This window comes from Ralstonia sp. 1138, from assembly GCF_040544795.1.
Taxonomy (GTDB): domain Bacteria; phylum Pseudomonadota; class Gammaproteobacteria; order Burkholderiales; family Burkholderiaceae; genus Ralstonia; species Ralstonia flatus.
Genome location: NZ_JBEPKQ010000004.1, coordinates 376,532 through 397,742, shown reverse-complemented (window position 1 = coordinate 397,742; position 21,211 = coordinate 376,532). Strand labels below are relative to the sequence as shown.

The following is a 21,211-nucleotide window of genomic DNA, read 5'->3' as shown; positions in this document are numbered from 1 at the left end:
TGCTGCTCTGTAGGCCGCGCAGCCTGACATGCGCGCCCCATCCGAAGATGACGCGCGCATCCATGCATCAGCCTTGACCGACGCTCTCCGGCACGCCTGCGGTCACGTTGAAGCCGCAATCGACGTAGGTGATCTCGCCGGTCACGCCGCTGGCCAGGTCTGACAGCAGGAACGCGGCCACGTTGCCGACTTCCTCGATCGTGACGTTACGGCGCAGCGGGGCCACGTCTTCCATGTACTTCAGCAGCTTGCCGAAATCCTTGATGCCGGACGCGGCGAGCGTTTTGATCGGGCCGGCGGAGATGCCGTTGGCGCGAATGCCCTTCGGCCCGAGCGCGCCGGCCAAGTAGCGCACGCCGGCTTCCAGCGACGCCTTGGCCAGGCCCATCGTGTTGTAGTTCGGGACGATGCGCTCAGCACCCAGGTACGTCAGGGCGAGCAGCGAAGCATTCGACGACAGCATCGGCAGCGCAGCTTTTGCCAGCGCGGGGAAGCTATACGCCGAGATGTCGTGCGCGATGCGGAACGATTCGCGCGACAGGCCATCGATGAAGTTGCCGGCGATCGCTTCGCGCGGTGCAAAACCGATGGAATGCACCAGACCGTCGAAGTGGCCCCAGTGCTGGCCGAGGTCTTCGAACACCTTGGCAATCTGTTCATCGCTGCCGACGTCGCAGTCGAACACCAGCTTGCTGTCGAACTCGGTGGCGAATTCCGTGATGCGGTCCTTGAAGCGTTCGCCGACGTAGGTGAAGGCCAGTTCCGCGCCTTCGCGCTTGCAGGCATTGGCGATGCCGTAGGCGATCGAGCGGTTGGACAGAAGGCCGGTAATCAGAATGCGCTTGCCAGCGAGGAATCCCATGGTTTCTCCGTACAAATGTGGGGCAACGTCGCGCCCGTATGTTGCTGTGGTCACTCGTCACTGCGGCTGCGCAGCGTCGGCATCCGGGGCACGAGGCAATTAGGTGGGCGCGATCATACCGGAAAGCGCGGGGCGCCTGCCCATTTGCGCAGTGCCGCACAATCCCCGCCAGCCTTGTCAATGCGGGACGATCCCGGGCCGGAATTGGTGGGATTGCCGCGTGAGGGCGTTAGAATCGTCGAAAACAGTTTTTCAGACAGCGATCAATCGGATCAACGCATGCAAGGACTTTGGGGGCAAGGGGCGCAATGAGCGTGCGCGTTGTGGCACACAAGCGATTCATGGCGCTGTTCAGCCTGCTGGCGGCGATCTGCGCGACACCCACCCGGGCGGCACACGGCTACGCCGAATATGGCGACCTCAAGTATCCGGCCGGTTTCTCCAACTTCGGCTATCTGAACCCGAAGGCGCCCATCGGCGGCATGCTGCTGCTCGGCAATCCGGACCGGCGCACGAGTTTCGACAAGTTCAATCCGTTCACGATCAAAGGGACGTCGGCGCCGGGCCTGAATCAGTTGGTGTTCGAAAGTCTGCTCATTACGAGTTGGGACGAAACCGCCAGCGGCTATGGCCTGCTTGCGGACGACGTGGCAGTCGCACCTGACGAACTTTCGGTCACGTTTCACATCAACCCGCGTGCGCGATTCTCCAATGGCGATCGCGTGCGCGCGTCGGACGTCAAGTACTCCTACGACATGCTGATGGGCAAGGGCGCGAGTCCCGCCTATCGCAGCATGACCGCGGATGTGGCCAAGGTGACTGTGGTGGACGCCAGCACCATCCGTTACGACTTCAAGCGCAAGAACAAGGAGCTGCCGCTTATCGTCGGCGGCCTGCCGGTGTTCTCGCCCAAGTGGGGCAAGGCCAGCGGCAAGCCCGACGACCCGGATGGCGGCAAGGATGTCGCATTCGACAAGCTGACCTTCCAGGATCCGGTGGCCAGCGGGCCGTATGTGGTCGAGCGCTTCGATCCGTCGCGCGGCATCACCTTTCGGCGCAATCCCGAGTATTGGGGGCGTGACCTGAACGTGCGCCGTGGCTCGTTCAATTTCGAGCGCATCCAGTACAAGCTCTACAAGGACGAAACCGCCCGCCTGGAGGCGTTCAAAGCTGGCGAGTACGACGCCATGGTGGAGTACCGCGCCAAGAACTGGGCCAAGAGCTATGTCGGCGTGAAGTTCCGCAGCGGCGAGTTGATCAAGAGCGAATTCCCGCATCGGAATGGCGCGGGCATGCAGGGCTTTGTGATGAACCTGCGGCGGCCGCTGTTTCAGGATCTTCGCGTGCGCAAGGCGCTGGCGTTGGCGCTCGATTTCGAATGGCTCAATCGACAGCTTTTCTATGGCGCATATCGCCGGCTGGACAGCTACTTCGCCAATAGCGAGCTGGCCGCGTCGGATTCGCTCACGGGCACGCCCAGCAAGGGTGAGCTGACGCTGCTGGAGCCGCTACGCAGCAAGCTCGACCCGGACGTGTTTGGCGTGCTGTCCGCCCCGCCTTCGACGGATCCCCCCAGCTCACTGCGTGACAACCTGCGGCAGGCGCGTCGCCTGCTGGCCCAGGCCGGTTGGACTTACACGGACGGCGCGCTGCGCAACAGCAAGGGCGAGCCGTTCGTCTTCGAGATGCTCGACGACGGCGGCGCCATGAGCCGTGTCATGGCGGCGTATGCGCGCAACCTCGAGAAGCTCGGCATCCAGGTCAACCAGCGTATGACCGATTTCGCGCTCTACCAGAAGCGGTTGGAAGAGTTCGATTTCGACATGATCTCGCTGCGCTTTCCGGATTCGCAAAGCCCCGGCAACGAGCTGAAGGACCGCTTCGGGTCAGCGGCGGCTGACGAGGCCGGCTCGGACAATGTGATCGGCCTGAAATCGCCTGCCGTGGACGCGCTGATCGACGATGTGCTGCGCGCCGACAATCGCGACGAGCTGATCACGGCATCGCGCGCGCTCGACCGTGTGCTGATGCAAGGCTGCTATGTGATTCCGCACTGGTATTCGGCCTCGCACCGCGTGGCTTACAACAAGAACCTGATGTACCCGGATCGTTTGCCGTATTACTACTCGGCCGAGGCCTGGGTGCTGACGGCCTGGTGGCGGATGCCGGAATCCGCCCAATCGGCTGCCAAATGACCGCATCGGTGACACCATGTTCGCGTACCTGATCAAACGGTTGCTGCTCCTGATCCCGACGCTGATCGGTGTGATCACGCTCACGTTTGTCGTGATCCAGTTCGTCCCCGGCGGGCCGGTCGAGCAGATGATGATGGAGATGAAGGGGCGGGGCGGTGGCGGCGAGGCCAGCGGTGGCGGCGCGTTCGACTATCGCGGGCGTCGGGGCGTCGACGCCGAGAAGATCAAGGAAATCCGCGCCTTGTATGGTTTCGACAAAAGCCCCGTCGAACGCTACTTCCTGATGCTTGGCCGTTTTGCGCGCTTCGATCTGGGTGAGAGCTACTTCCAGCACCGCAGCGTGTGGGATCTCATCAAGTCGAAACTGCCGGTATCGATTTCGATCGGCCTGTGGACGTTCTTTCTCACGTATCTCATAGCGGTGCCGCTCGGCATTGCGAAGGCCGTGCGCGCAGGCAGCCGGTTCGATCTGGTGACCAGCATCATCGTGCTGGTCGGCTATGCCATCCCGGGGTTTGTCCTTGGCGTGCTGCTGCTGGTGCTCTTTGGCGGCGGTACCTTCTTCCAGTGGTTCCCGATCCGTGGCATCACGTCCGACAACTGGGATCAGCTCAGCCTGCTCGGCAAGATCACCGATTACCTTTGGCACATCACGCTGCCCGTCATGGCGTCGGTGGTCGGCAGCTTTGCCGTCATCACCATGCTGACGAAGAACGCGTTCCTGGAGGAAATCCGCAAGCAGTACGTGCTGACCGCGCGTAGCAAGGGCCTGTCGGAGCGGCGCGTGCTGTGGAAGCACATCTTCCGCAACGCACTGCTGCCGCTGGTGACGGGCTTCCCGTCGGCGTTCATTGGTGCATTCTTCACAGGTTCGCTGCTGATCGAGCAACTGTTCTCGCTCGACGGCATGGGGCTGCTCTCGTATGAGGCCGTGATGCGACGCGATTATCCGGTCGTGCTCGGCACGCTGTACTTGTTCACGCTGATTGGCCTGGCGGCGCGTTTGATTTCCGACGTGTGCTACGTGCTGGTCGATCCGCGCATCCACTTTGGCTCGGTTGGGCGATAGGCGGGCCGGCAACCATGACCCAGTATTCGCGCGCTTCCACGCATGCATCCAACACGGCAGCGCCGCATCCGGTGCGCCATTCGCCGTCGCCGCTCAAGCGCGCGTGGCGTCGCTTCAAGCAGCATCGGCTGGGCTATTGGAGTCTGCTGATCTTCGTCGTGCTGTTCGTGCTCAGCCTGGGCGCGGAGTGCATCTCCAATGACCGGCCGCTGGTCGTCAGGTATCACGGCAACTGGTATTTCCCGATCGTGAAGACCTACCCCGAAACGACCTTCGGCGGGGATTTTCCGACACCGACGGATTACCTCGATCCGTTCATCCGAGACAAGTTCAAGGAGCCCGGCAGCTTTGCGATTTACCCGCCCAACCCGTATTCGTACGAGACGCTGAACTACTTTTCGAAAGAGCCCAATCCGGCACCGCCTTCAGCGGAAAACTGGCTCGGCACGGATGATCGCGGCCGCGATGTGTTTGCGCGGCTGCTGTATGGCTTCCGTGTGTCGGTACTGTTCGGCTTGGCGCTGACCGTGCTCGGCGTGCTGGTCGGCACGCTCACGGGCGCGCTGATGGGCTTCTTCGGCGGGCGCTTCGACATGGTGTCGCAGCGGCTGATTGAAATCTGGAGTTCGATGCCCGAGCTGTATCTGCTGATCATCTTCGCGTCGATCTTCACGCCCAGCCTCGGGCTGCTGATCATCCTGTTGTCGCTGTTCGGCTGGATGAGCCTGTCGGATTACGTGCGTGCGGAGTTCTTTCGCAACCGCTCGCTCGACTACGTAAAGGCTGCCCGGGCGATGGGCCTGTCGAGCTGGCAGATCATGTGGCGCCACATCATGCCCAACAGCCTGACGCCCGTGATTACCTTCCTGCCGTTCCGCATGAGCGCGGCCATTCTCGCGCTCACGAGCCTGGATTTCCTTGGCCTCGGCGTACCGCCATCGACGCCGAGCCTGGGTGAGCTGCTTGCGCAAGGCAAGGCCAACCTGGATGCGTGGTGGATCTCGCTGTCGACCTTCGTGGTGCTCGTGCTGACCCTCGTGCTTTTGACGTTCATGGGCGACGCGCTGCGCGATGCCTTCGACACGCGCCTGTCATTCGCGCAGCTGCGCACGCGCCAGAAACCGGCGGGGGTGAAATGACCCGCGTTGATCTGCGTGCCTCCGCCCCGAAGTACGACGGTCCGCTGCTGCGCCTGGATGACCTGTGCGTCAATTTCGAATCCGAGCACGGCGAGGTGACGGAAGCCGTCAAGCATGTCTCGCTCGACTTGCACGCCGGCGAGCGCTTCGCGTTGGTGGGGGAATCGGGCTCCGGCAAGTCCGTGACAGCGCTATCGATCATGCGACTGCTGGCCGATGCGCACTACAGCGGCCGCATCCTGCTCGAAGGCCGCGACCTGCTGGCCGCCAGCGAGCGCGAAATGCGCGGCCTGCGCGGCGCCGACGTCGCCATGGTGTTTCAGGAGCCGATGACGGCGCTCAACCCGCTGTACACGATCGGCAACCAGATCGTCGAAACGCTGGAATTGCACGAAGGCCTGGACAAGCGCGCCGCCAAGGCACGAGCGATTGCGCTGCTGGAACGCACCGGCATCGCCGAGGCGCCGCGCCGGTTTGACGCTTTCCCGCATCAGCTTTCAGGCGGTCAGCGACAGCGCGCCATGATCGCCATGGCGCTGGCATGTTCGCCCAAGCTCCTGTTGGCCGACGAGCCGACCACCGCGCTCGACGTGACGGTGCGCATGCAGATCCTGCAATTGCTGCGCGAGCTGCAGGCCGAATTCGGCATGGCCATCATGCTGATCACGCACGACCTGAACATGGTCCGTGCCTTTGCCGAGCGCGTCGGCGTGATGGAGCGCGGCGTCTTGGTCGAAACGGGCAACACGGCCGACGTGTTTGCCGCGCCACAGCATCCTTATACCGTGCGCCTGCTCGAGAGCCGTCCGCAGCGCGATGTGCTGCCGCTGGTGCCACTGGCGCCCGTGCTGCTCGAAGCCGACAAGCTGACCGTCACCTACGAACGCCATCGCCCCGGTTTTGCCGGCTGGTTCCGGACTGACCCCTTCACCGCGGTCGATGCCGTGTCGTTGCAACTGCGCGAAGGCGAGACGCTCGGCATCGTCGGCGAATCCGGTTCCGGCAAGACGACGCTCGCGCAGACGCTGCTGGGCCTGCAAACGGCAAAGAGCGGCGACCTGCGTTTCCTGGGCAACTCGCTGCTGCGCATTTCGCGCGACGAGCGCCGGGCGGTGCGCGCGCGCATGCAGGTGGTCTTTCAGGATCCGTACGGCTCGCTGTCGCCGCGCATGACGATTGAGGAGATCGTCGGCGAAGGGCTGGCGCTGCACCAACCGCACGTTAACGCCACCGAGCGCCGTCACCGCGTGATCGAGGCGCTGCGCGAAGTGGGCCTCGACCGCACGGCGCTAGGCCGCTATCCGCATGAATTCTCGGGTGGGCAGCGCCAGCGCATCGCCATTGCGCGTGTGCTGATCCTCAAGCCGCAGTTGCTGGTGCTCGATGAGCCGACTTCGGCACTTGACGTGTCGATCCAGCAGCAGGTGCTTTCGCTGCTGTCAGCCCTTCAGAAAAAGTACAACCTGTCGTATCTATTCATCAGCCACGACCTTGCGGTCATTCGTGCGATGTCACATCGCGTGGTGGTGATGAAGGACGGGAAAGTGGTGGAAGAGGGCGACACCGAAGCGGTGTTGGCGTCGCCTTCACACCCGTACACCTGCAAGCTGATGGCAGCGGCTTCGCTCATCCCCTCCCGGGATAACCCGTAAAATCCACCGTTTTCGCCCCAGGGCAGTGCAGTTTGGACGCGCTGTTTTTGTAAGAATGCGCATCTAAAGTCATGTCTAAGTACATGATTTGCATGTGGATTCCGAAGAATTTGTAACGACCTTTGACAAGTCAAAGTGTCACTTTTATCATCCTGCGAGATTGTTTTAACAAGATTCGGACTGTTCTCATTTGCGGTGGCGTATGTCGACCGCATCATTACAAGTTTCCGAGGGAGAGCCAATGCAGCATTTCGTACTTCATTCCATGGCGCGCCTGGCGGTAGGGGTTGTGATCGGCTGCGGCGTGATCGTGTCGAATGCAGTGCATGCTGATACGGTCTTCAAGGACACGGAAGTCCGCGCCGACGTCAAGCCCGAAGCCAAGCCGGGCCTCATTTCCAACGTGATGAGCAAGACCGGCGACGTGGTCATGAACGCCCTGGGCATGATCGGGCTGCGCTACCGTTTCGGCGGCAACACGCCGGAATCGGGCCTCGACTGCAGCGGCTTCGTCCGCTACGTTTTCAACGACACGTTCGGTTTCCTGCTGCCGCGTCGCGCCGTGGAAATGAGCCGCGTCGGCACCAGCGTGGACACGGCTGAACTGCGTCCGGGCGACTTGGTGTTCTTCAACACCATGCGCCACACGTTCTCGCACGTCGGTATCTACATCGGCGACAACAAGTTTGTGCACGCACCGTCCACCGGCAGCAAGATCCGCGTGGACGACATGACCGCCTCGTACTGGGTGACGCGCTACAACGGTGCCCGCCGCATCGAAGGCAACTCCGGTGCCGCAATCAAGGACGGCGCCGACAACTTTGTCGAGCAACTCAAGCGCGTCGACCCGAACGCCGCCGGCAAGCCGCTGGCCATGTACGGCGGTTGATTCGCTGGGATTCGCTGTCACGCAATAGAAAAAAGACCGCTGCGGCGGTCTTTTTTGTTGCCTGCTGACGGCGGCGTCAGTGCGGTGGCAGCGGGGCGCCCACGACGGTCTGCGTCAGATGCAGCTTCTCACGCAGCAGCGGCATGGCGGCCTGGGCAGCCTGCTCGCCTGCGAGGATTGCCTCGTTGCGGGCGGTAAAGTCGCTGCCCTTCACAAACGGCAGCGAAGGCGTGATCACCACATCGGCCTGGGCCAGCTCCGTCTTGCTGATGCTCTGGCCCATGATGGCCGTCGTCTGCAGCAGCATGCTGGCCTGTCCAGACACCGCCTGGTTGGCGGGGTCTGCCGAGATGTTCACTGCAATCACGAACGTCGCGCCCATCTGCCTGACGTAGGTAACGGGCACGGGCGCCACCAAGCCGCCGTCCACATATTGGCGACCGCTGATCGTTACCGGCTGGAACACGCCCGGGATGCTGCAGGACGCACGCACCGCCTGACCGGTATTGCCGCGCCGGAAGAGGATCGGCTTGCCGCTCGCCAAGTCCGTCGCGACGATGCCGAGCGGAATGCGCATCTGCTCGATGCTCTTTTGCTTGACCAGCCGGTTGATGTATTTCTCCAGTGCCTCGCCCTTGAGCCAGCCGCCAAAGCGCGTGCCGAAGGGCAGGGCCCAGTCGGCGATCATGGCCTCGTCCATCTTGAGTGCCATGCGATTCATCTCCAGCCCCGACATGCCCGATGCGTAGATCGCCGCCACCACGCTACCCGCGCTCGTGCCGGTGATGAAGTCGATCTGAATGCCCTGGGCTTCCAGCATCTTGATCACGCCGATGTGCGCAAAACCGCGCGCGGCGCCGCCGCCCAGTGCCAATCCGATCCGCAGGGGCTGCGTGGCTGGCTGGGCCGTGGGCGGAAGCACGGCCGTGGCGGGGGTCACGGGCGTTTCGGTTTTGCCGGACGAAAAGCCCGTCACGGTGCAGGCGGAGAGCATCGAGGCGCCGGCGGCGCCCAGGAAGAGGCGGCGTTGCATGAGGAGGTTGGGGCGGTTGGGTATGTCGCGCAGTGGTGTTCGGTCGTACCCGAGCGCGCTGCGGCCGGCCGCCATTGTGCCAAAGTTCGGCGACGGATCGGCCAGACAGGCGCAGCTCGGTTGCTATAATTTCGGTTTTGATAGAGGCCGCTCAGGATCCGCGCTCAGGATTCGCTCACGCGGCCTTATTCGTTCAGCCATTCCTATGACACAGCGCGTCCGCACTCGTTTCGCCCCCAGCCCCACCGGCTTCATCCACCTTGGCAACATCCGCTCGGCACTTTATCCGTGGGCCTTCGCACGCAAGATGAAGGGCGATTTCATCCTGCGCATCGAAGACACCGACGTGGAGCGCTCCAGCCAGGAAGCCGTCGACGTGATCCTGGAGGCGATGGCGTGGCTGGACATGGATATCGACGAAGGTCCGTTCTACCAGATGCAGCGCATGGACCGTTACCGCGCCGTGGTCGCGCAGATGGTGCAGCAGGAACTGGCTTACCCGTGCTACATGAGCACCGAAGAACTTGACGCCCTGCGCGAAGCGCAACGCGAGCGCGGCGAGAAGCCCCGCTACGACGGCACCTGGCGCCCTATGCCTGGCAAGGTGTTGCCGACGCCGCCGGCCGGCGTGCAGCCTGTGATCCGTTTCAAGAACCCCATTGGCGGGAGCGTCGTATGGGACGACGCCGTGAAGGGCCGCATCGAAATCTCCAACGACGAACTCGACGACCTAGTGATCGCGCGCCCCGATGGCACGCCCACGTACAACTTCTGCGTGGTCGTCGACGACATGGATATGCAGATCACCCACGTGATCCGCGGCGATGACCACGTCAACAACACCCCTCGCCAGATCAACATCCTGCGCGCGCTCGGCGGTACGCCGCCGGTCTACGCGCACTTGCCGACCGTGCTCAACGAGCAGGGCGAGAAGATGAGCAAGCGCCACGGCGCCATGGCCGTCACGGGCTACCGTGATGCGGGCTATCTGCCCGAGGCGATCGTCAACTACCTTGCCCGCCTGGGCTGGGCCCACGGTGATGCCGAGATCTTCTCGCGCGAACAGTTCATCGAATGGTTCGACCTCGAGCACCTGGGCAAGTCGCCGGCGCAATACAACCCCGAAAAGCTCGCCTGGCTGAACAACCACTACATCAAGCAGGCCGATAACGCGCGCCTGGCCGATCTGGTGAAGCCGTTCATTGAAGAGCTGGGTGGCAAGGTCGATGGCGGCCCCGTGCTGGCCGACGTGATTGCGCTGGTGAAGGATCGCGCCAACACGCTCCGTGAAGTCGCCCAGACGGCGCTGCTGTTCTATCGCACGGATATCACCGTCGAGCCGGAACTGGCCGCGCAGCATCTTACCGACGACGTACGCCCTGGCATTGCCGCGCTGGCAGAGAAGCTCGGCGCGCTGCCTGAGTGGAAACGCGAGGCCATTGGCGCTGCCTTCAAGGAAGTGTTGGCTGCACAGGGCTGGAAGATGCCGAAGCTGGCAATGCCGGTGCGCTTGCTGGTGGCGGGCCAACTGCAAACGCCGTCGATTGATGCCGTGCTGGAACTGTTCGGTCGCGACGTTGTTCTGCGTCGCTTGGCTGCGTGATGAATGCGGCTCAAAAATTTTTGCGAAAGGGTATTGCCAAGCGCTAAACACTTCCCCTATACTCTTGTTTTCGCTGCAACACGAAGCGAAATGCAGTAAGAAGCAAGCAGTAAAAGGCAGTACCTTGGGGCTATAGCTCAGCTGGGAGAGCGCTTGCATGGCATGCAAGAGGTCAGCGGTTCGATCCCGCTTAGCTCCACCAAAATGCCGGAAGATTCGATTCAAAAATAAATTTTGAAAAGAGGCTTCCAAAACGCAAAAAAGTTCGTTATAGTAGCGGACTTCGCAGCGTAAGACAGAAAGCGTTGCAAAACAGTTTCTGTCCCCTTCGTCTAGAGGCCTAGGACATCACCCTTTCACGGTGAGTACAGGGGTTCGAATCCCCTAGGGGACGCCAAAACAAGAGCTTAACCAGAAGCTCATTAGCGAAATCAGTCTCTAGCTGATTTTGCAACCGACACGGAGCGGTAGTTCAGTCGGTTAGAATACCGGCCTGTCACGCCGGGGGTCGCGGGTTCGAGTCCCGTCCGCTCCGCCAAATCAAAACCCGCTGCTTGCAGCGGGTTTTTTCTTTTGCGCTTTCTATTCAATTCCAGTCGATCCGGATTGATGTCGTTTTAAAGCGGCCGCGAATGGCTTGCTTTAATCGGCGGTGCGGCTGACGCGATTGAAATAGCTGAGCAGCAACGCGCCGGCCACCATCAAACTGAGCGCATTGGCCGCCCAGAACCCGGCTGCGCCACGCAGTGCCGTCGCAACGTCCCCCAGCAGTCCAAATCCGAGCACATAGCCGCCGCCCAGGCCTACGCCCCACAGTGAGAGTGCGTAGATCACGGTCGGGATGAGCGCGATCTTGTATGCGCGCAGGATAAACGCCGTCATAACCTGCACCGCATCGAACATCTGGTAGAAGGCAATGAAAGGCAGCAGCGGCACTGCAACCGCCAGAACAGCGTCATCGGTCGTATACAGCCCCACCAGCTCCCGCCGCAGGAACAACACCGCCGCGGCAACGACAACCGCACACATCACCGCCAACCTGATGCCGTTCAACGAGATGCGCCGGGCCGCCACGCGATCGCGCGCGCCGATCGATTGCGCAGCCAGTGTCGATGTCGCGATCGACAGGGACAGCGGCACCATGTAGGCCACCGCGCCAAGGTTGGCGGCAATCTGATGTCCTGCCAGGACTACCGTGCCAAGGCGTGCGATGAAGATCGCCATCAACGTGAACGACGTGATCTCGATCAGGTAGGTGAAGCCCATCGGCACACCCAGGCGTACCAGCGCCCACAGCCGCGCCCGATGGGGCGGCGAGTACTGCGTGAAAATCGCAAACGGCTTGTACGCTGGATTACGCATCAGGATGGCAGCCGCAGCGACAAACCAGAGCCAACTGATGATCATCGAGGCGAGTGCGCATCCCGGGCCGCCCATCGCCGGGATGCCCATGCCGCCATACAGGAACAGCGCATTCAGCGGAAATTTGAGGACGAGGCCGGCAAGCTGCAGCACCGTCACCATCACAGGCCGCGACAACGCGTTGTTCAGCGCGGAGTAGATCCGGAAGCCGAGCGCTGCAGGCAACGCGAGCGCTTCATACCGCAGGTAGGCGGTGGCTTTCTCGGTGAGTTCCGGCGTGGCGTCCGCCAGTTGGAGAAGTGGGGCAGGGAACCACAGGATCAGCATGCCGATCGCCGCGAGCACCAGTCCGAGCCAAACAGCCTGGCGCACTTCCTCGCCGATCTCGCTGTGCCTTTGCGCGCCGTACAGTTGTCCGGCGATGGGCGAGAGCGCTTGCAGCACGCCCATCAAGCTGATGTAGACCGTCACGTAGATCGACCCGCCGAGCCCGATGGCAGCAAGATCCGCCGCCGAGGCGCGGCCCGCCATCGCCGTATCCAATACGCCGAAGGCAATCACAGCCAACTGGCCGATCAGTACCGGCCAAGCCAGTGCGGTAATGCGGCGGACGTCGGCGACAAACATGTGCGTGCTACCGGATGCGTTACGGGCGCAGCTTGCGTCGGCGTGTGGTGGCCGGTGTGGGCGGCGGATGTGTGGCGGCAGCAGCCTCGGTCAGGCGGTACATGCGGAAGTGCTCGTCGCGGTCGGCGGGGCGGCGGCCTTCCCAGATCAGGCGCCACTCGTAGTTCGACACGCTTGTCGGCGCGCCGTAGTCATACGGGTCATGACGGAGCAGGATGTCGCAGTTGTCCTCGGCGCTGCCAAAACGGATATGGCCGAAGTATGCGAACGACGCGAGCTGCGCATCGCCCATGCGGATCGGCTGCACACACGTGTAGGTGCGCGGCAGCGCCAGGGCGGCGGACTGCGCGACATCGCGGTACGTCTTGGCGTAGTTGATGGTGGGCAACCACAGCGTCATCATCAGCACCCACATGAGCGTGGTGCCGGCGGCCGAGATCACCACCGCGCGCCAGATGGCCTTGGGCGCGCGCGATGTGCGCCAGACGACGATCAGCACCCACGCCGCAGTCACGAGCAGCGCGCAGACCAGTGCAGTCCAACTGAACTCGGGGCGATAGCCCGGCACGATGCGGTACACGTTGCGCGCAAGCTGAGGCGGAAAGCCGGTCATCTTGGCGATCCACAGCAGCCAGAGGGTGCCGCCTAGAATGGTGAAGGCCAGCAGCGCAAACCAGTCGATTGCGCTGATCGCCCCACGCTTGAGCGTGGGTAGCGCGAACGTCGCCATCACGGCCATCGGCGGAATCAGCAAGAGGAAACCGTCGTCGCCCGGATGAGGCTGCATGAGCAGCAACACAAATTGCGGCAGGAAGACAGCCAGCGGCAGCGTGATATGCGGAGCGGTACGCATGCCGCCCCAGCTCTTCCACGCCCATGCGGCCAACGGCCAGACCGGCCAGGCAAACAGCGGCAGGTTGCGTGCGACAAAGCCAAGCGAATGGGCGGTCGGGCCCGCGTATTGGTGGCGATCGAAGCGCGCCCATTCGCGGATATAGGTCACGGCGTCAGTCGGATTATTCGCCAGCAAGTACGCCATTGCCGGCCACGAGCAGCCGAGTACGAGCGACACGGGCAGCGCCACTGTCAGCAGCGGACGCAGTGGCACCACGCGCGTAGCATGTGCGGCGATCAATACGGCCACCGTGATTGCCAATGGCAGGATCGGGCCGCCAGCCAGCGACAGGCAACCGATGCCGATGCCGTAGATGAGGCTGCCGTGCACCGGTTTGTCGAGCGCTCGGATCAAGCCATACACCGCGACCGCCACGAAGCACAGCGCCCCAACGAGCGGCGTCGTCTCGTGGCCGCGCTGCGCAAGGCCCACACAGGCCAGGAAGATCAGCAGCGCACCATCCGCCAGCGTACGGCCGTAGTCACGCGTGTTGGGCTGGCCGCCGAAGACGAATTCAAAGGGTTGGACTTCTGCGCGGCGACCCAGCAGATACGCGCCATACCAAATGCACGCGCTGGTGACGAAGAAGAAGAGCGCGGTGGCCAGGCGCGACGCATCTGCCGGCCCTAGCCATTGTCCGAAGAGGCGAATGAAGGCACCACCGATCCAGAACACCAGCGGCCCCGATTGCACGATCGGGCGGCCGACGATGTTGGGCATCAGCCAGTCCTGCGCATTGCCCGTGGCCAGCGTCCACATTGCGCCGAAGCCCGCGGCGTCTTCGTTTTTCCACGGGTCGCGCGAGAACAGCCCCGACAGGCCGTAGATGACGCAGATGGCGAGCAGCAGCCAGCGCGGCAACTCGCGGGTGGCGGCGGCAGTCAGGCGGATGCGCGAGACGCGGGTGGTGTTCATCGAGTGTCAGACCGGGCGAGCCCGGCCGGGGTTGCACAGCGACGTGCGGATCGTAAAGAGGGGCCGAATCAATGGCCTACCATGTGCCGAGAAACAAAAAAGGCAGCCGGAGCTGCCTTTTTCTGACCACTGAGACGGTCTGCACTGAGCGGGTCATGCGCTGAGCCGTCTCCGGCGCCGGTATTACTTGGCAGCCTTGCCGATCTTGCTGCCGAACTTGTTGCGGAACTTTTCGACGCGGCCGGCCGTGTCCAGAACCTTTTGCTGGCCCGTGTAGAACGGGTGCGATTCGGACGAGACTTCGATCTTGGCCAGCGGATATTCCTTGCCGTCCAGCGTGATCACTTCCTTGGTCTGGATGGTCGAGCGGGTGATGAACTTGAAGTCGCTGGACATGTCCTGGAACACGACTTCGCGGTAATTCGGGTGAATGCCTTCTTTCATGATGGGCCCTGGGGTAGAGGTAGCCAATTCGCGGCGCGCTTCAGGTGCTCAAAGGGTAGGAGCCACCGTGCGACCAGCCCTCGAATCACTTGCCGGGTGGAGAAACGAGAATTATGCCAGAGAAACAAAGGCTTGAGCAACGCGCTTGCCGCAAAATCCGTCGTGCCGGCGTATCGAAAAGTGACTAATCAAGCCTATTTCGATCACGGCGCGGCCAAGCGCTCGATCGTCAGCACGCCGTGGCCGTCCAGATCCATCGTTTTGGTGTCGCCGATGCGCAACGAGGTGTCGAGGTTGCGTGTCCAGGTATCGACCCGGGCAGGGGCCTCCGCGTCGGGGGAGGGCTGGAACCGATGGAGCGTTACGCCGATGGAGAGTGTTTGAAACTCGCCCGACACGACCATCGGCCGCAGGGTGACGTCGACGCCGGTCTTGGCCCAGCGGTGACGTATGAATTGGCACGTGGTGGTGTCGCAGCCCTGCGGGATCGTGTCGTCGGGCAGGCCGGCGGCGAAGCGCGTCTCCCATTCTTTGCGCGGCATGGAACCGCCCACGTCGTACGTATGCGTACGTTCGAGCAAGGCAACGTGCTGCCCCGTGGTGGACGTGTCCGTCGCAAGCGTGACGCGTTTGGTTTCGGATTGCCCATCGAATTGCGCGGTGATGCTGAGGACCACGGGCACGGTGGGTTGTGCCAACACCGTACCGGCAGCGAGGCAGCAACCGAGCAGCGTTGCACGAAGCGCTTGGCGAATCGTCATGGCAGGAAGCCCTCCTGGCGTTGTTCAGATTCCAGCACGCGCCGTGCCGGATCCTGCAGGTAGAAGGTCTGCAGGAGCGCGTACAACGACGGCAGCGTCTCTAGCATGGCCACCGGTTCGACGAAGAACACCTCCGACGCCACCGCAAAGAACTCAGCCGGATGCTCTGCGCCAGAAGGGTCGAGCAACGACAGGATCGGATCGTCGCTCCACCGGCGCTCCGGAATCTGCTCGCAACGATGGGCAAAGGCGTCGTACTCGGCGTAGAGGTCATCGGCCCATTGCTCGCGGTCGACGCTGCCATGCAGGCGCGATGAAAACGCCGGGATGCCGTCCGACTCGCCGTTGAGCATGTCCAGCTTGTGCGCGAACTCATGCATGACCACGTTGTACGGCTGCGCGCCGGGCTCGGCCAGTGCACCTCCGAGTTCGATGTCCTGCCACGACAGGATGACCGGGCCGTGCTCCCATGCTTCGCCGGCGGCTTCTTCACGCACGTTGTGGACCACGCCGTCTTCGTCCATGACTTCCTTGCGGATGATGAACTCGCCGGGGTAGATCACCACGCCGTGCCATCCGCCGTACCACGAGATGCCAAGCTCCAGGATCGGCACACTGGCCTGCACGGCAATGCTGATCACGATGTCGTCGGTGAGCGGCAAATCGTGCGCGGTGGTGAATTCCTTTTCGGCGATGAAGAGCGTGGCTGTTTCACGCAGGCGCGCGAGGTCCGTGTCGGACCAGTCGAGCAGAAAGGGCAGGCCATCGAGCGCGCGTGACCACAGCGCGTCGGAGATGGCGTAACGCGCCAGGCGCCGCGTACGTGCGCGGCCTGAGAACCAGCGGAAAACAGACGAAAGCATGCGGCCAGTATATCGGCCGTCGCGTGCGACTCTGCGACGTGCGCTCTCGCTTTGGATGGAGTCAGGCGACCGAGAGCAGGCGCGCGCCGCGCTGATTGGCGACGTACACCGCTTCGGTGCGGCTGCGGACCTTCAGGCGTCGATACAGCGTGCTGATATGCGCCTTTGCTGTTGCTTCGGAGATATTCAGCATGCGGCTGATGGTCTTGACCGGATGCCCGCGCGAGAGCAGCACCAGAATCTCGTACTGCCGCGGCGTAATCCCGAGCAGCTTCGGATCGGTCTGCGGATCGCCTGCCAGCGCCGGGTTAGGCGCGCCATCCAGGCGCGACTCCGGTAGCAGGGCGCTGGCCGGAATGTATTGACCGCCCACCAGCACGAGTTCAAGAGAGGCCGCGATGACTTCGCCGGGCGAATGCTTGAGCGTGTAGCCGGACAAGCCCATCTGCATGAGCGTGCGGATGATGTCGGGCGATTCGGATTCGGCCAGCACGACCACGTGGCGCGCGTGCGGCCTGTGCATGATCTCGCCGATGGCTGACAGCTCATCGAGATGTGGCAGCGGCAGGCCGATGACAAGAAGGCCCGCGTCGGCATTGGTTTCGATGGCGTCGAACATCCCTTCGTCTGGCTCGACGACAGTGACGCCAGTGACGCCCTTGAGCGTCCGTAGCAGGTGCGCAATGCCTGTACGCACCAACGGATGGGCTTCGATCAAAACAGTGTTCATCGTTGTTCTCGACCTGTTACCGATCTTGCGAACATCCTTGTCGCCCAGGCGAGATACAGGCCGGAGCAGACCCCCGTTCCGAATCATTTTAGTGGCGGAAGTCAAAAATGACAGCCGCCACGGCCATGCCTCGGGACCTTCGTTGCCGAGTCCTGGCTACTGTAGCCCAGCGTTTGCCAGGGTGCGCAATTCGACCACCTGAGAGCCTGTACCCGTCAGCAGCGGCATTTTTATCGCGCCAGCTGTTTCAATCGCGACACAAAAATCGCGTGCAATGCCGGGTTGCTTGGTTCTCTGCGTGGAAAATATCCCGTTAAAACAAGGCGTTAGCCGTCATGGCATGGATGTCGCTCTATACCCTTCGGGGAGGAGCGAGCCATGCCGACATTCGCGCAGCGCTGTGCTCGACGTTTGCCGTTTGGGTGGACGGTCGAGAAGACGGGAGTGGTCGCGAATCGCACGGCCATGGTCGTCATGAGGCCGGCGTCCGGAGTAGACGGCGATTTCATCGTGCGGCGTGCAATCACGCTGCTGATCGCCCTTCGAAGTGTTCTCGCCGATACGTTGCCGGCGCGACTCGCCTTCGGTGTCATTCCCACCCGCGCATTCGATCCATCCACTGATTCTGTCGTGTCCGCGCTCACGGACGGCGAACTGAGTACGTCGCATGCGTGGCTTAACAATCCAACGGCGACGGGGCTTGCGCAATCCCCCCGGAAGTGGGGTGTGTATCGATATATGCCCGCTGCCAGGCCGGATTCCAGACGCCGCGACCGTCTTTGGCCAGTCTCGTTACGCGTTGCGCGACGCCGCACGCACCAAAATGTGGCGCTTTCGCAACGTGCTGCGAACGCCCTGTCGCCGCAGCTGTTCAACGGTTTCGTGCTCCGTCCCCCGGCGGGCACTCTTTTCTCTGCCGCTATCCTCGAGTGGGGTCACGATGCAAACCAATCTCACGGCGTTCGCCGCGCTGGCGCCGCCGCTTTATTCCGCGTCCGCAGTTCAATCCGGTGCATTGAACCAGGTCATGGATGGATCGGATGAGGGAAGGAGGGCGTCCTGATCGAGCGTTCCTGCCGCATCCAAGTACGCGAGAGGGCGCAGCCTCAAGCCGCGCCCTCCTGAGAGGAATCGCTCCGATGCGACGATGCCTAAGCCGGATGCAGCGGATGCTCCGCCCGAATGCCGTGCTTCTGCATCAACCGATACAGTGTGACCCGCGACACCGCCAGTTCGCGTGCCGTCATGCCCATATGAAAGCCGTTGCGGGCGATGGCCGTGCGGATGGCATCCGACTCCGCACCTTCGCGTGCTTCTTCCAGCGTCTGGCCCGACACGGATGCGTAGCCTTCGAGGTGCAGATCGGCGGCGGAGATCTTGCGGTTGTCGGTCATCACCAGTGCGCGGCGCACGCGGTTGATGAGTTCGCGTACGTTGCCCGGCCACGGGTAATGCATCATCGCGTGCAACGCGCAGGGCGTGAAGCCGCGGATGCGGTGCGAGGCTTCGCTCGCGTGCTGCGCCAGAATGTGTTCGGCCAGCAGCACGATGTCGCTGCCGCGCTCGCGAAGCGGCGGCACGGACAAGGTCAGCACGCACAGTCGATGAAACAGATCGGTGCGAAAGCCGCCGTGGTGCTGGGCCGCTTCCAGATCCACGTGCGTTGCCGAAATGATGCGGATGTCCAGCGGAATCGCCTGGTGCCCGCCAAGCCGCGTAATCGTGCCTTGCTGCAGGAAGCGCAGCAGGCTGACTTGGCTCTCGAGCGGCAGGTCGCCGATTTCATCGAGGAACAACGTGCCGCCGTTGGCGTGCTCGACCCAACCGATATGACGCTGGTGCGCGCCGGTAAAGGCGCCTTTTTCGTAGCCGAACAATTCTGACTGGATCAGATGCGGCGGAATCGCCCCGCAATTGATGGCAATGAACGGGCCGCCTGCGCGCGAGGACGCCTCATGAATGGCCTGCGCCGTCAGCTCCTTGCCGGTGCCCGACTCGCCCGCGATGAACGCCGGTGCGCTGTTTTGGGCGACCTTGCGAATGGCGCGAAACAGGCCGTGCATGGCGGGGCACTCGCCCAGCATGCGCGCATGATTGGCCTTCGGCGCTGGCGTGACTTCCTGCGCGAGCGACGCCATGCCCCAGGCGTGACGCAGCGAATACGCAGCCTCGTCGGTGCGCAGCGGCATCTGCACGTAGTCCACGCAGTAATCGCGCACGAGCTGGCGTACGCGTTCGTGATTCAGCATGGCCGGCGGCAGCGCGGCCACCCAGCCCACATGCGGCACCTGCATGCAGCGCTCGAGCAAATCCAGCTCCGCAGCCGAGAACGCGCTGCCGAAATCGACCAACCCCGCCTTGGGAACGCCGTCACGAATGGCACAGCCCAGCTCACGCATTGACGTCACGCGTCGCACGTGCCAGTCCGCACCCAGAATCGTCTCGTCGATCTCCCCCATCCCCGCACGTGACGCCACTACGACGGTTCGGCACGCAGCAGCACATTCCAGCGACTCTTCGCGCATGGTTTCCCCCGTTCGATTTTTGGTGTGGTTCCTTCTTTGCCGAGGCGGCTCAGCCAGGGCAGGCTTGCAGTATGGTTGCCGGGTTTCTGTTTTGCGATGACGTTTAAGGACGATGGTGGCAAACGCTTGCGCCCGGCACCTGTAATGCAAATGAACTAGCGAATTTCACAACTTTGACGAGAAAATCCGCTGGGAAAACAGGCGATTGACGGGGCAATAAAAAAGCGCACCACAACGGGTGCGCTTTTCGCTATGCAGGCAGGAGACTTAGCCGCCGCGTCGCATCATGTCGAAGAACTCGGCGTTGTTCTTCGTCGTCTTGAGTTTGTCGAGCAGGAATTCCATCGCCTCGACTTCATCCATGTCGTGAATGAACTTACGCAGAATCCACACCTTCTGCAGGATGTCCGGCTTGATCAGCAGTTCTTCGCGGCGCGTGCCCGACTTGTTCAGGTTGATGGCCGGGTAGACGCGCTTCTCGGCCAGGCGGCGTTCCAGGTGCACTTCCATGTTGCCGGTGCCCTTGAATTCTTCGTAGATCACGTCGTCCATGCGGCTGCCGGTTTCGATCAGCGCCGTACCGATGATGGTGAGCGAGCCGCCTTCTTCCAGGTTACGTGCGGCACCGAAGAAACGCTTCGGGCGCTGCAGCGCGTTGGCGTCGACACCGCCGGTCAGCACCTTGCCCGAGGTCGGCACCACGGTGTTGTAGGCGCGGGCCAGACGCGTGATCGAGTCCAGCACGATCACCACGTCTTTCTTCAGCTCGACCAAGCGCTTGGCTTTTTCGATGACCATTTCCGCCACTTGCACGTGACGCACGGCAGGCTCATCGAACGTCGATGCCACCACTTCGCCGCGCACGGTGCGCTGCATTTCGGTCACTTCTTCCGGACGCTCGTCGATCAGCAGCACGAACAGCTCGGCTTCCGGATGGTTCGTCGCGATGGCGTGCGCAATGTGCTGCAGCATCACGGTCTTGCCCGACTTCGGGCTTGCCACCAGCAGTGCGCGTTGGCCGCGGCCGATCGGGGCAATCATGTCGATGATGCGGCCGGTGATGTTCTCTTCGGCCTTGATGTCGCGTTCGAGCGTGAGCGGCTTGTTCGGGTGCAGCGGCGTCAGGTTCTCGAACATGATGCGGTTCTTGACCGCCTCAGGAGGCTGCGCGTTGACCTTGTCGACCTTCACCAGCGCGAAGTAGCGTTCGCCGTCCTTGGGCGTGCGGACTTCGCCTTCGATCGTGTCACCGGTGTGCAGATTGAATCGGCGAATCTGCGACGGGCTGATGTAGATATCGTCGGTGCTGGCCAGATACGAAGTCTCGGGCGAGCGCAGAAAACCGAAGCCGTCGGGCAGCACTTCAAGCGTGCCATCACCGAAAATCGTTTCGCCCTGTTTCGCCTTCTTTTTCAGGATGGCAAACATCAATTCCTGTTTGCGCATGCGCTGCGCGTTATCGATCTCCAGCTGCCCCGCCATTTCCAGCAATTGGGACACGTGCAAGGATTTCAGTTCTGTCAGATGCATAGACGAAAGATGAGGGAAGGGCCCGAACGGGCGGCGAAACGAGAAACGGGGGAGGGGGGAAAGGTCGAGCGAACGCTCGGGGAAACAGATTGGCTGCCATCTTAGCACAACGCTGGC

General features: G+C 62.5%; 17 protein-coding genes and 3 tRNA genes. 10 read left to right on the top strand and 10 right to left on the bottom strand.

Going from position 1 to position 21,211, the window contains the following annotated elements; all coding sequences use genetic code 11:
* Nucleotides 1-67: 67 nt before the first annotated feature.
* Nucleotides 68-862, bottom strand: a complete 795-nt coding sequence (gene fabI / locus ABIC76_RS19430) for an enoyl-ACP reductase FabI (protein WP_354534941.1) — start codon at nt 860-862, stop codon at nt 68-70.
* 308 nt (nt 863-1,170) lie between these two features.
* Between fabI and ABIC76_RS19425 the strand changes: the two genes are divergently transcribed.
* The 5 genes from ABIC76_RS19425 to ABIC76_RS19405 all read left to right on the top strand — a co-directional run bounded on the left by ABIC76_RS19425 (nt 1,171) and on the right by ABIC76_RS19405 (nt 7,806).
* A complete protein-coding gene (locus ABIC76_RS19425) occupies nt 1,171-3,057 on the top strand; it encodes an extracellular solute-binding protein (protein WP_354534940.1) in 1,887 nt (628 codons plus the stop codon).
* Between the two features lie 16 nt (nt 3,058-3,073).
* Nucleotides 3,074-4,126, top strand: a complete 1,053-nt coding sequence (locus ABIC76_RS19420; RefSeq protein WP_354534939.1) for a microcin C ABC transporter permease YejB — start codon at nt 3,074-3,076, stop codon at nt 4,124-4,126.
* A gap of 14 nt (nt 4,127-4,140) precedes the next feature.
* On the top strand, nt 4,141-5,265 hold the full coding sequence (locus ABIC76_RS19415; protein WP_354534938.1) for an ABC transporter permease: 1,125 nt from the start codon (nt 4,141-4,143) through the stop codon (nt 5,263-5,265).
* Complete coding sequence (locus ABIC76_RS19410; RefSeq protein ID WP_102066981.1) at nt 5,262-6,917, top strand: ABC transporter ATP-binding protein; 1,656 nt, start codon at nt 5,262-5,264, stop codon at nt 6,915-6,917. The genes ABIC76_RS19415 and ABIC76_RS19410 overlap by 4 nt, the downstream gene beginning before the upstream one ends.
* A gap of 241 nt (nt 6,918-7,158) precedes the next feature.
* Complete coding sequence (locus ABIC76_RS19405) at nt 7,159-7,806, top strand: C40 family peptidase (RefSeq protein WP_027677664.1); 648 nt, start codon at nt 7,159-7,161, stop codon at nt 7,804-7,806.
* A 76-nt stretch (nt 7,807-7,882) separates the two neighbouring features.
* Here ABIC76_RS19405 and ABIC76_RS19400 read toward each other — a convergent pair whose 3' ends face one another.
* Nucleotides 7,883-8,839 (bottom strand): patatin-like phospholipase family protein, encoded by a 957-nt coding sequence (locus tag ABIC76_RS19400; RefSeq protein ID WP_354534937.1) that lies wholly within the window; start codon nt 8,837-8,839, stop codon nt 7,883-7,885.
* A gap of 205 nt (nt 8,840-9,044) precedes the next feature.
* On the opposite strand from ABIC76_RS19400, the gene gltX reads away from it, so the two are divergent.
* The 4 genes from gltX to ABIC76_RS19380 all read left to right on the top strand — a co-directional run bounded on the left by gltX (nt 9,045) and on the right by ABIC76_RS19380 (nt 10,980).
* Nucleotides 9,045-10,442: a glutamate--tRNA ligase gene (gene gltX, locus ABIC76_RS19395; protein ID WP_027677662.1), complete on the top strand. Its 1,398-nt coding sequence runs from the start codon at nt 9,045-9,047 to the stop codon at nt 10,440-10,442.
* Nucleotides 10,443-10,568: 126 nt separating this feature from the next.
* Nucleotides 10,569-10,644, top strand: a tRNA-Ala gene (locus ABIC76_RS19390).
* Between the two features lie 119 nt (nt 10,645-10,763).
* Nucleotides 10,764-10,839, top strand: a tRNA-Glu gene (locus ABIC76_RS19385).
* A gap of 64 nt (nt 10,840-10,903) precedes the next feature.
* A tRNA-Asp gene (locus ABIC76_RS19380) sits at nt 10,904-10,980 on the top strand.
* A 104-nt stretch (nt 10,981-11,084) separates the two neighbouring features.
* Here the strand turns inward: ABIC76_RS19380 and ABIC76_RS19375 are convergent.
* From ABIC76_RS19375 to ABIC76_RS19350, 6 genes are all read right to left on the bottom strand, one after another.
* Nucleotides 11,085-12,431 (bottom strand): MATE family efflux transporter, encoded by a 1,347-nt coding sequence (locus ABIC76_RS19375; RefSeq protein WP_354534936.1) that lies wholly within the window; start codon nt 12,429-12,431, stop codon nt 11,085-11,087.
* Nucleotides 12,432-12,450: 19 nt separating this feature from the next.
* Nucleotides 12,451-14,241 carry an ArnT family glycosyltransferase gene (locus tag ABIC76_RS19370; RefSeq protein WP_102066985.1) on the bottom strand — a complete coding sequence of 597 codons (1,791 nt, stop codon included), beginning with the start codon at nt 14,239-14,241 and terminating at the stop codon, nt 12,451-12,453.
* A gap of 183 nt (nt 14,242-14,424) precedes the next feature.
* Complete coding sequence (locus ABIC76_RS19365; protein WP_027677659.1) at nt 14,425-14,685, bottom strand: type B 50S ribosomal protein L31; 261 nt, start codon at nt 14,683-14,685, stop codon at nt 14,425-14,427.
* A 203-nt stretch (nt 14,686-14,888) separates the two neighbouring features.
* Nucleotides 14,889-15,446: a hypothetical protein gene (locus ABIC76_RS19360; RefSeq protein WP_354534935.1), complete on the bottom strand. Its 558-nt coding sequence runs from the start codon at nt 15,444-15,446 to the stop codon at nt 14,889-14,891.
* Complete coding sequence (locus ABIC76_RS19355) at nt 15,443-16,309, bottom strand: M90 family metallopeptidase (protein ID WP_354534934.1); 867 nt, start codon at nt 16,307-16,309, stop codon at nt 15,443-15,445. The genes ABIC76_RS19360 and ABIC76_RS19355 overlap by 4 nt, the downstream gene beginning before the upstream one ends.
* Before the next feature lie 61 nt (nt 16,310-16,370).
* A complete protein-coding gene (locus ABIC76_RS19350) occupies nt 16,371-17,039 on the bottom strand; it encodes a LuxR C-terminal-related transcriptional regulator (protein ID WP_009238433.1) in 669 nt (222 codons plus the stop codon).
* Between the two features lie 378 nt (nt 17,040-17,417).
* Between ABIC76_RS19350 and ABIC76_RS19345 the strand changes: the two genes are divergently transcribed.
* Complete coding sequence (locus ABIC76_RS19345; RefSeq protein WP_354534933.1) at nt 17,418-18,083, top strand: hypothetical protein; 666 nt, start codon at nt 17,418-17,420, stop codon at nt 18,081-18,083.
* 107 nt (nt 18,084-18,190) lie between these two features.
* Here the strand turns inward: ABIC76_RS19345 and ABIC76_RS19340 are convergent, their stop codons facing one another.
* Both ABIC76_RS19340 and rho read right to left on the bottom strand, forming a co-directional pair.
* On the bottom strand, nt 18,191-19,564 hold the full coding sequence (locus tag ABIC76_RS19340; protein ID WP_343548366.1) for a sigma-54 dependent transcriptional regulator: 1,374 nt from the start codon (nt 19,562-19,564) through the stop codon (nt 18,191-18,193).
* Nucleotides 19,565-19,831: 267 nt separating this feature from the next.
* Nucleotides 19,832-21,094, bottom strand: coding sequence for a transcription termination factor Rho (gene rho, locus ABIC76_RS19335; RefSeq protein WP_027677655.1), 1,263 nt, complete (start codon nt 21,092-21,094; stop codon nt 19,832-19,834).
* Nucleotides 21,095-21,211: the final 117 nt, after the last annotated feature.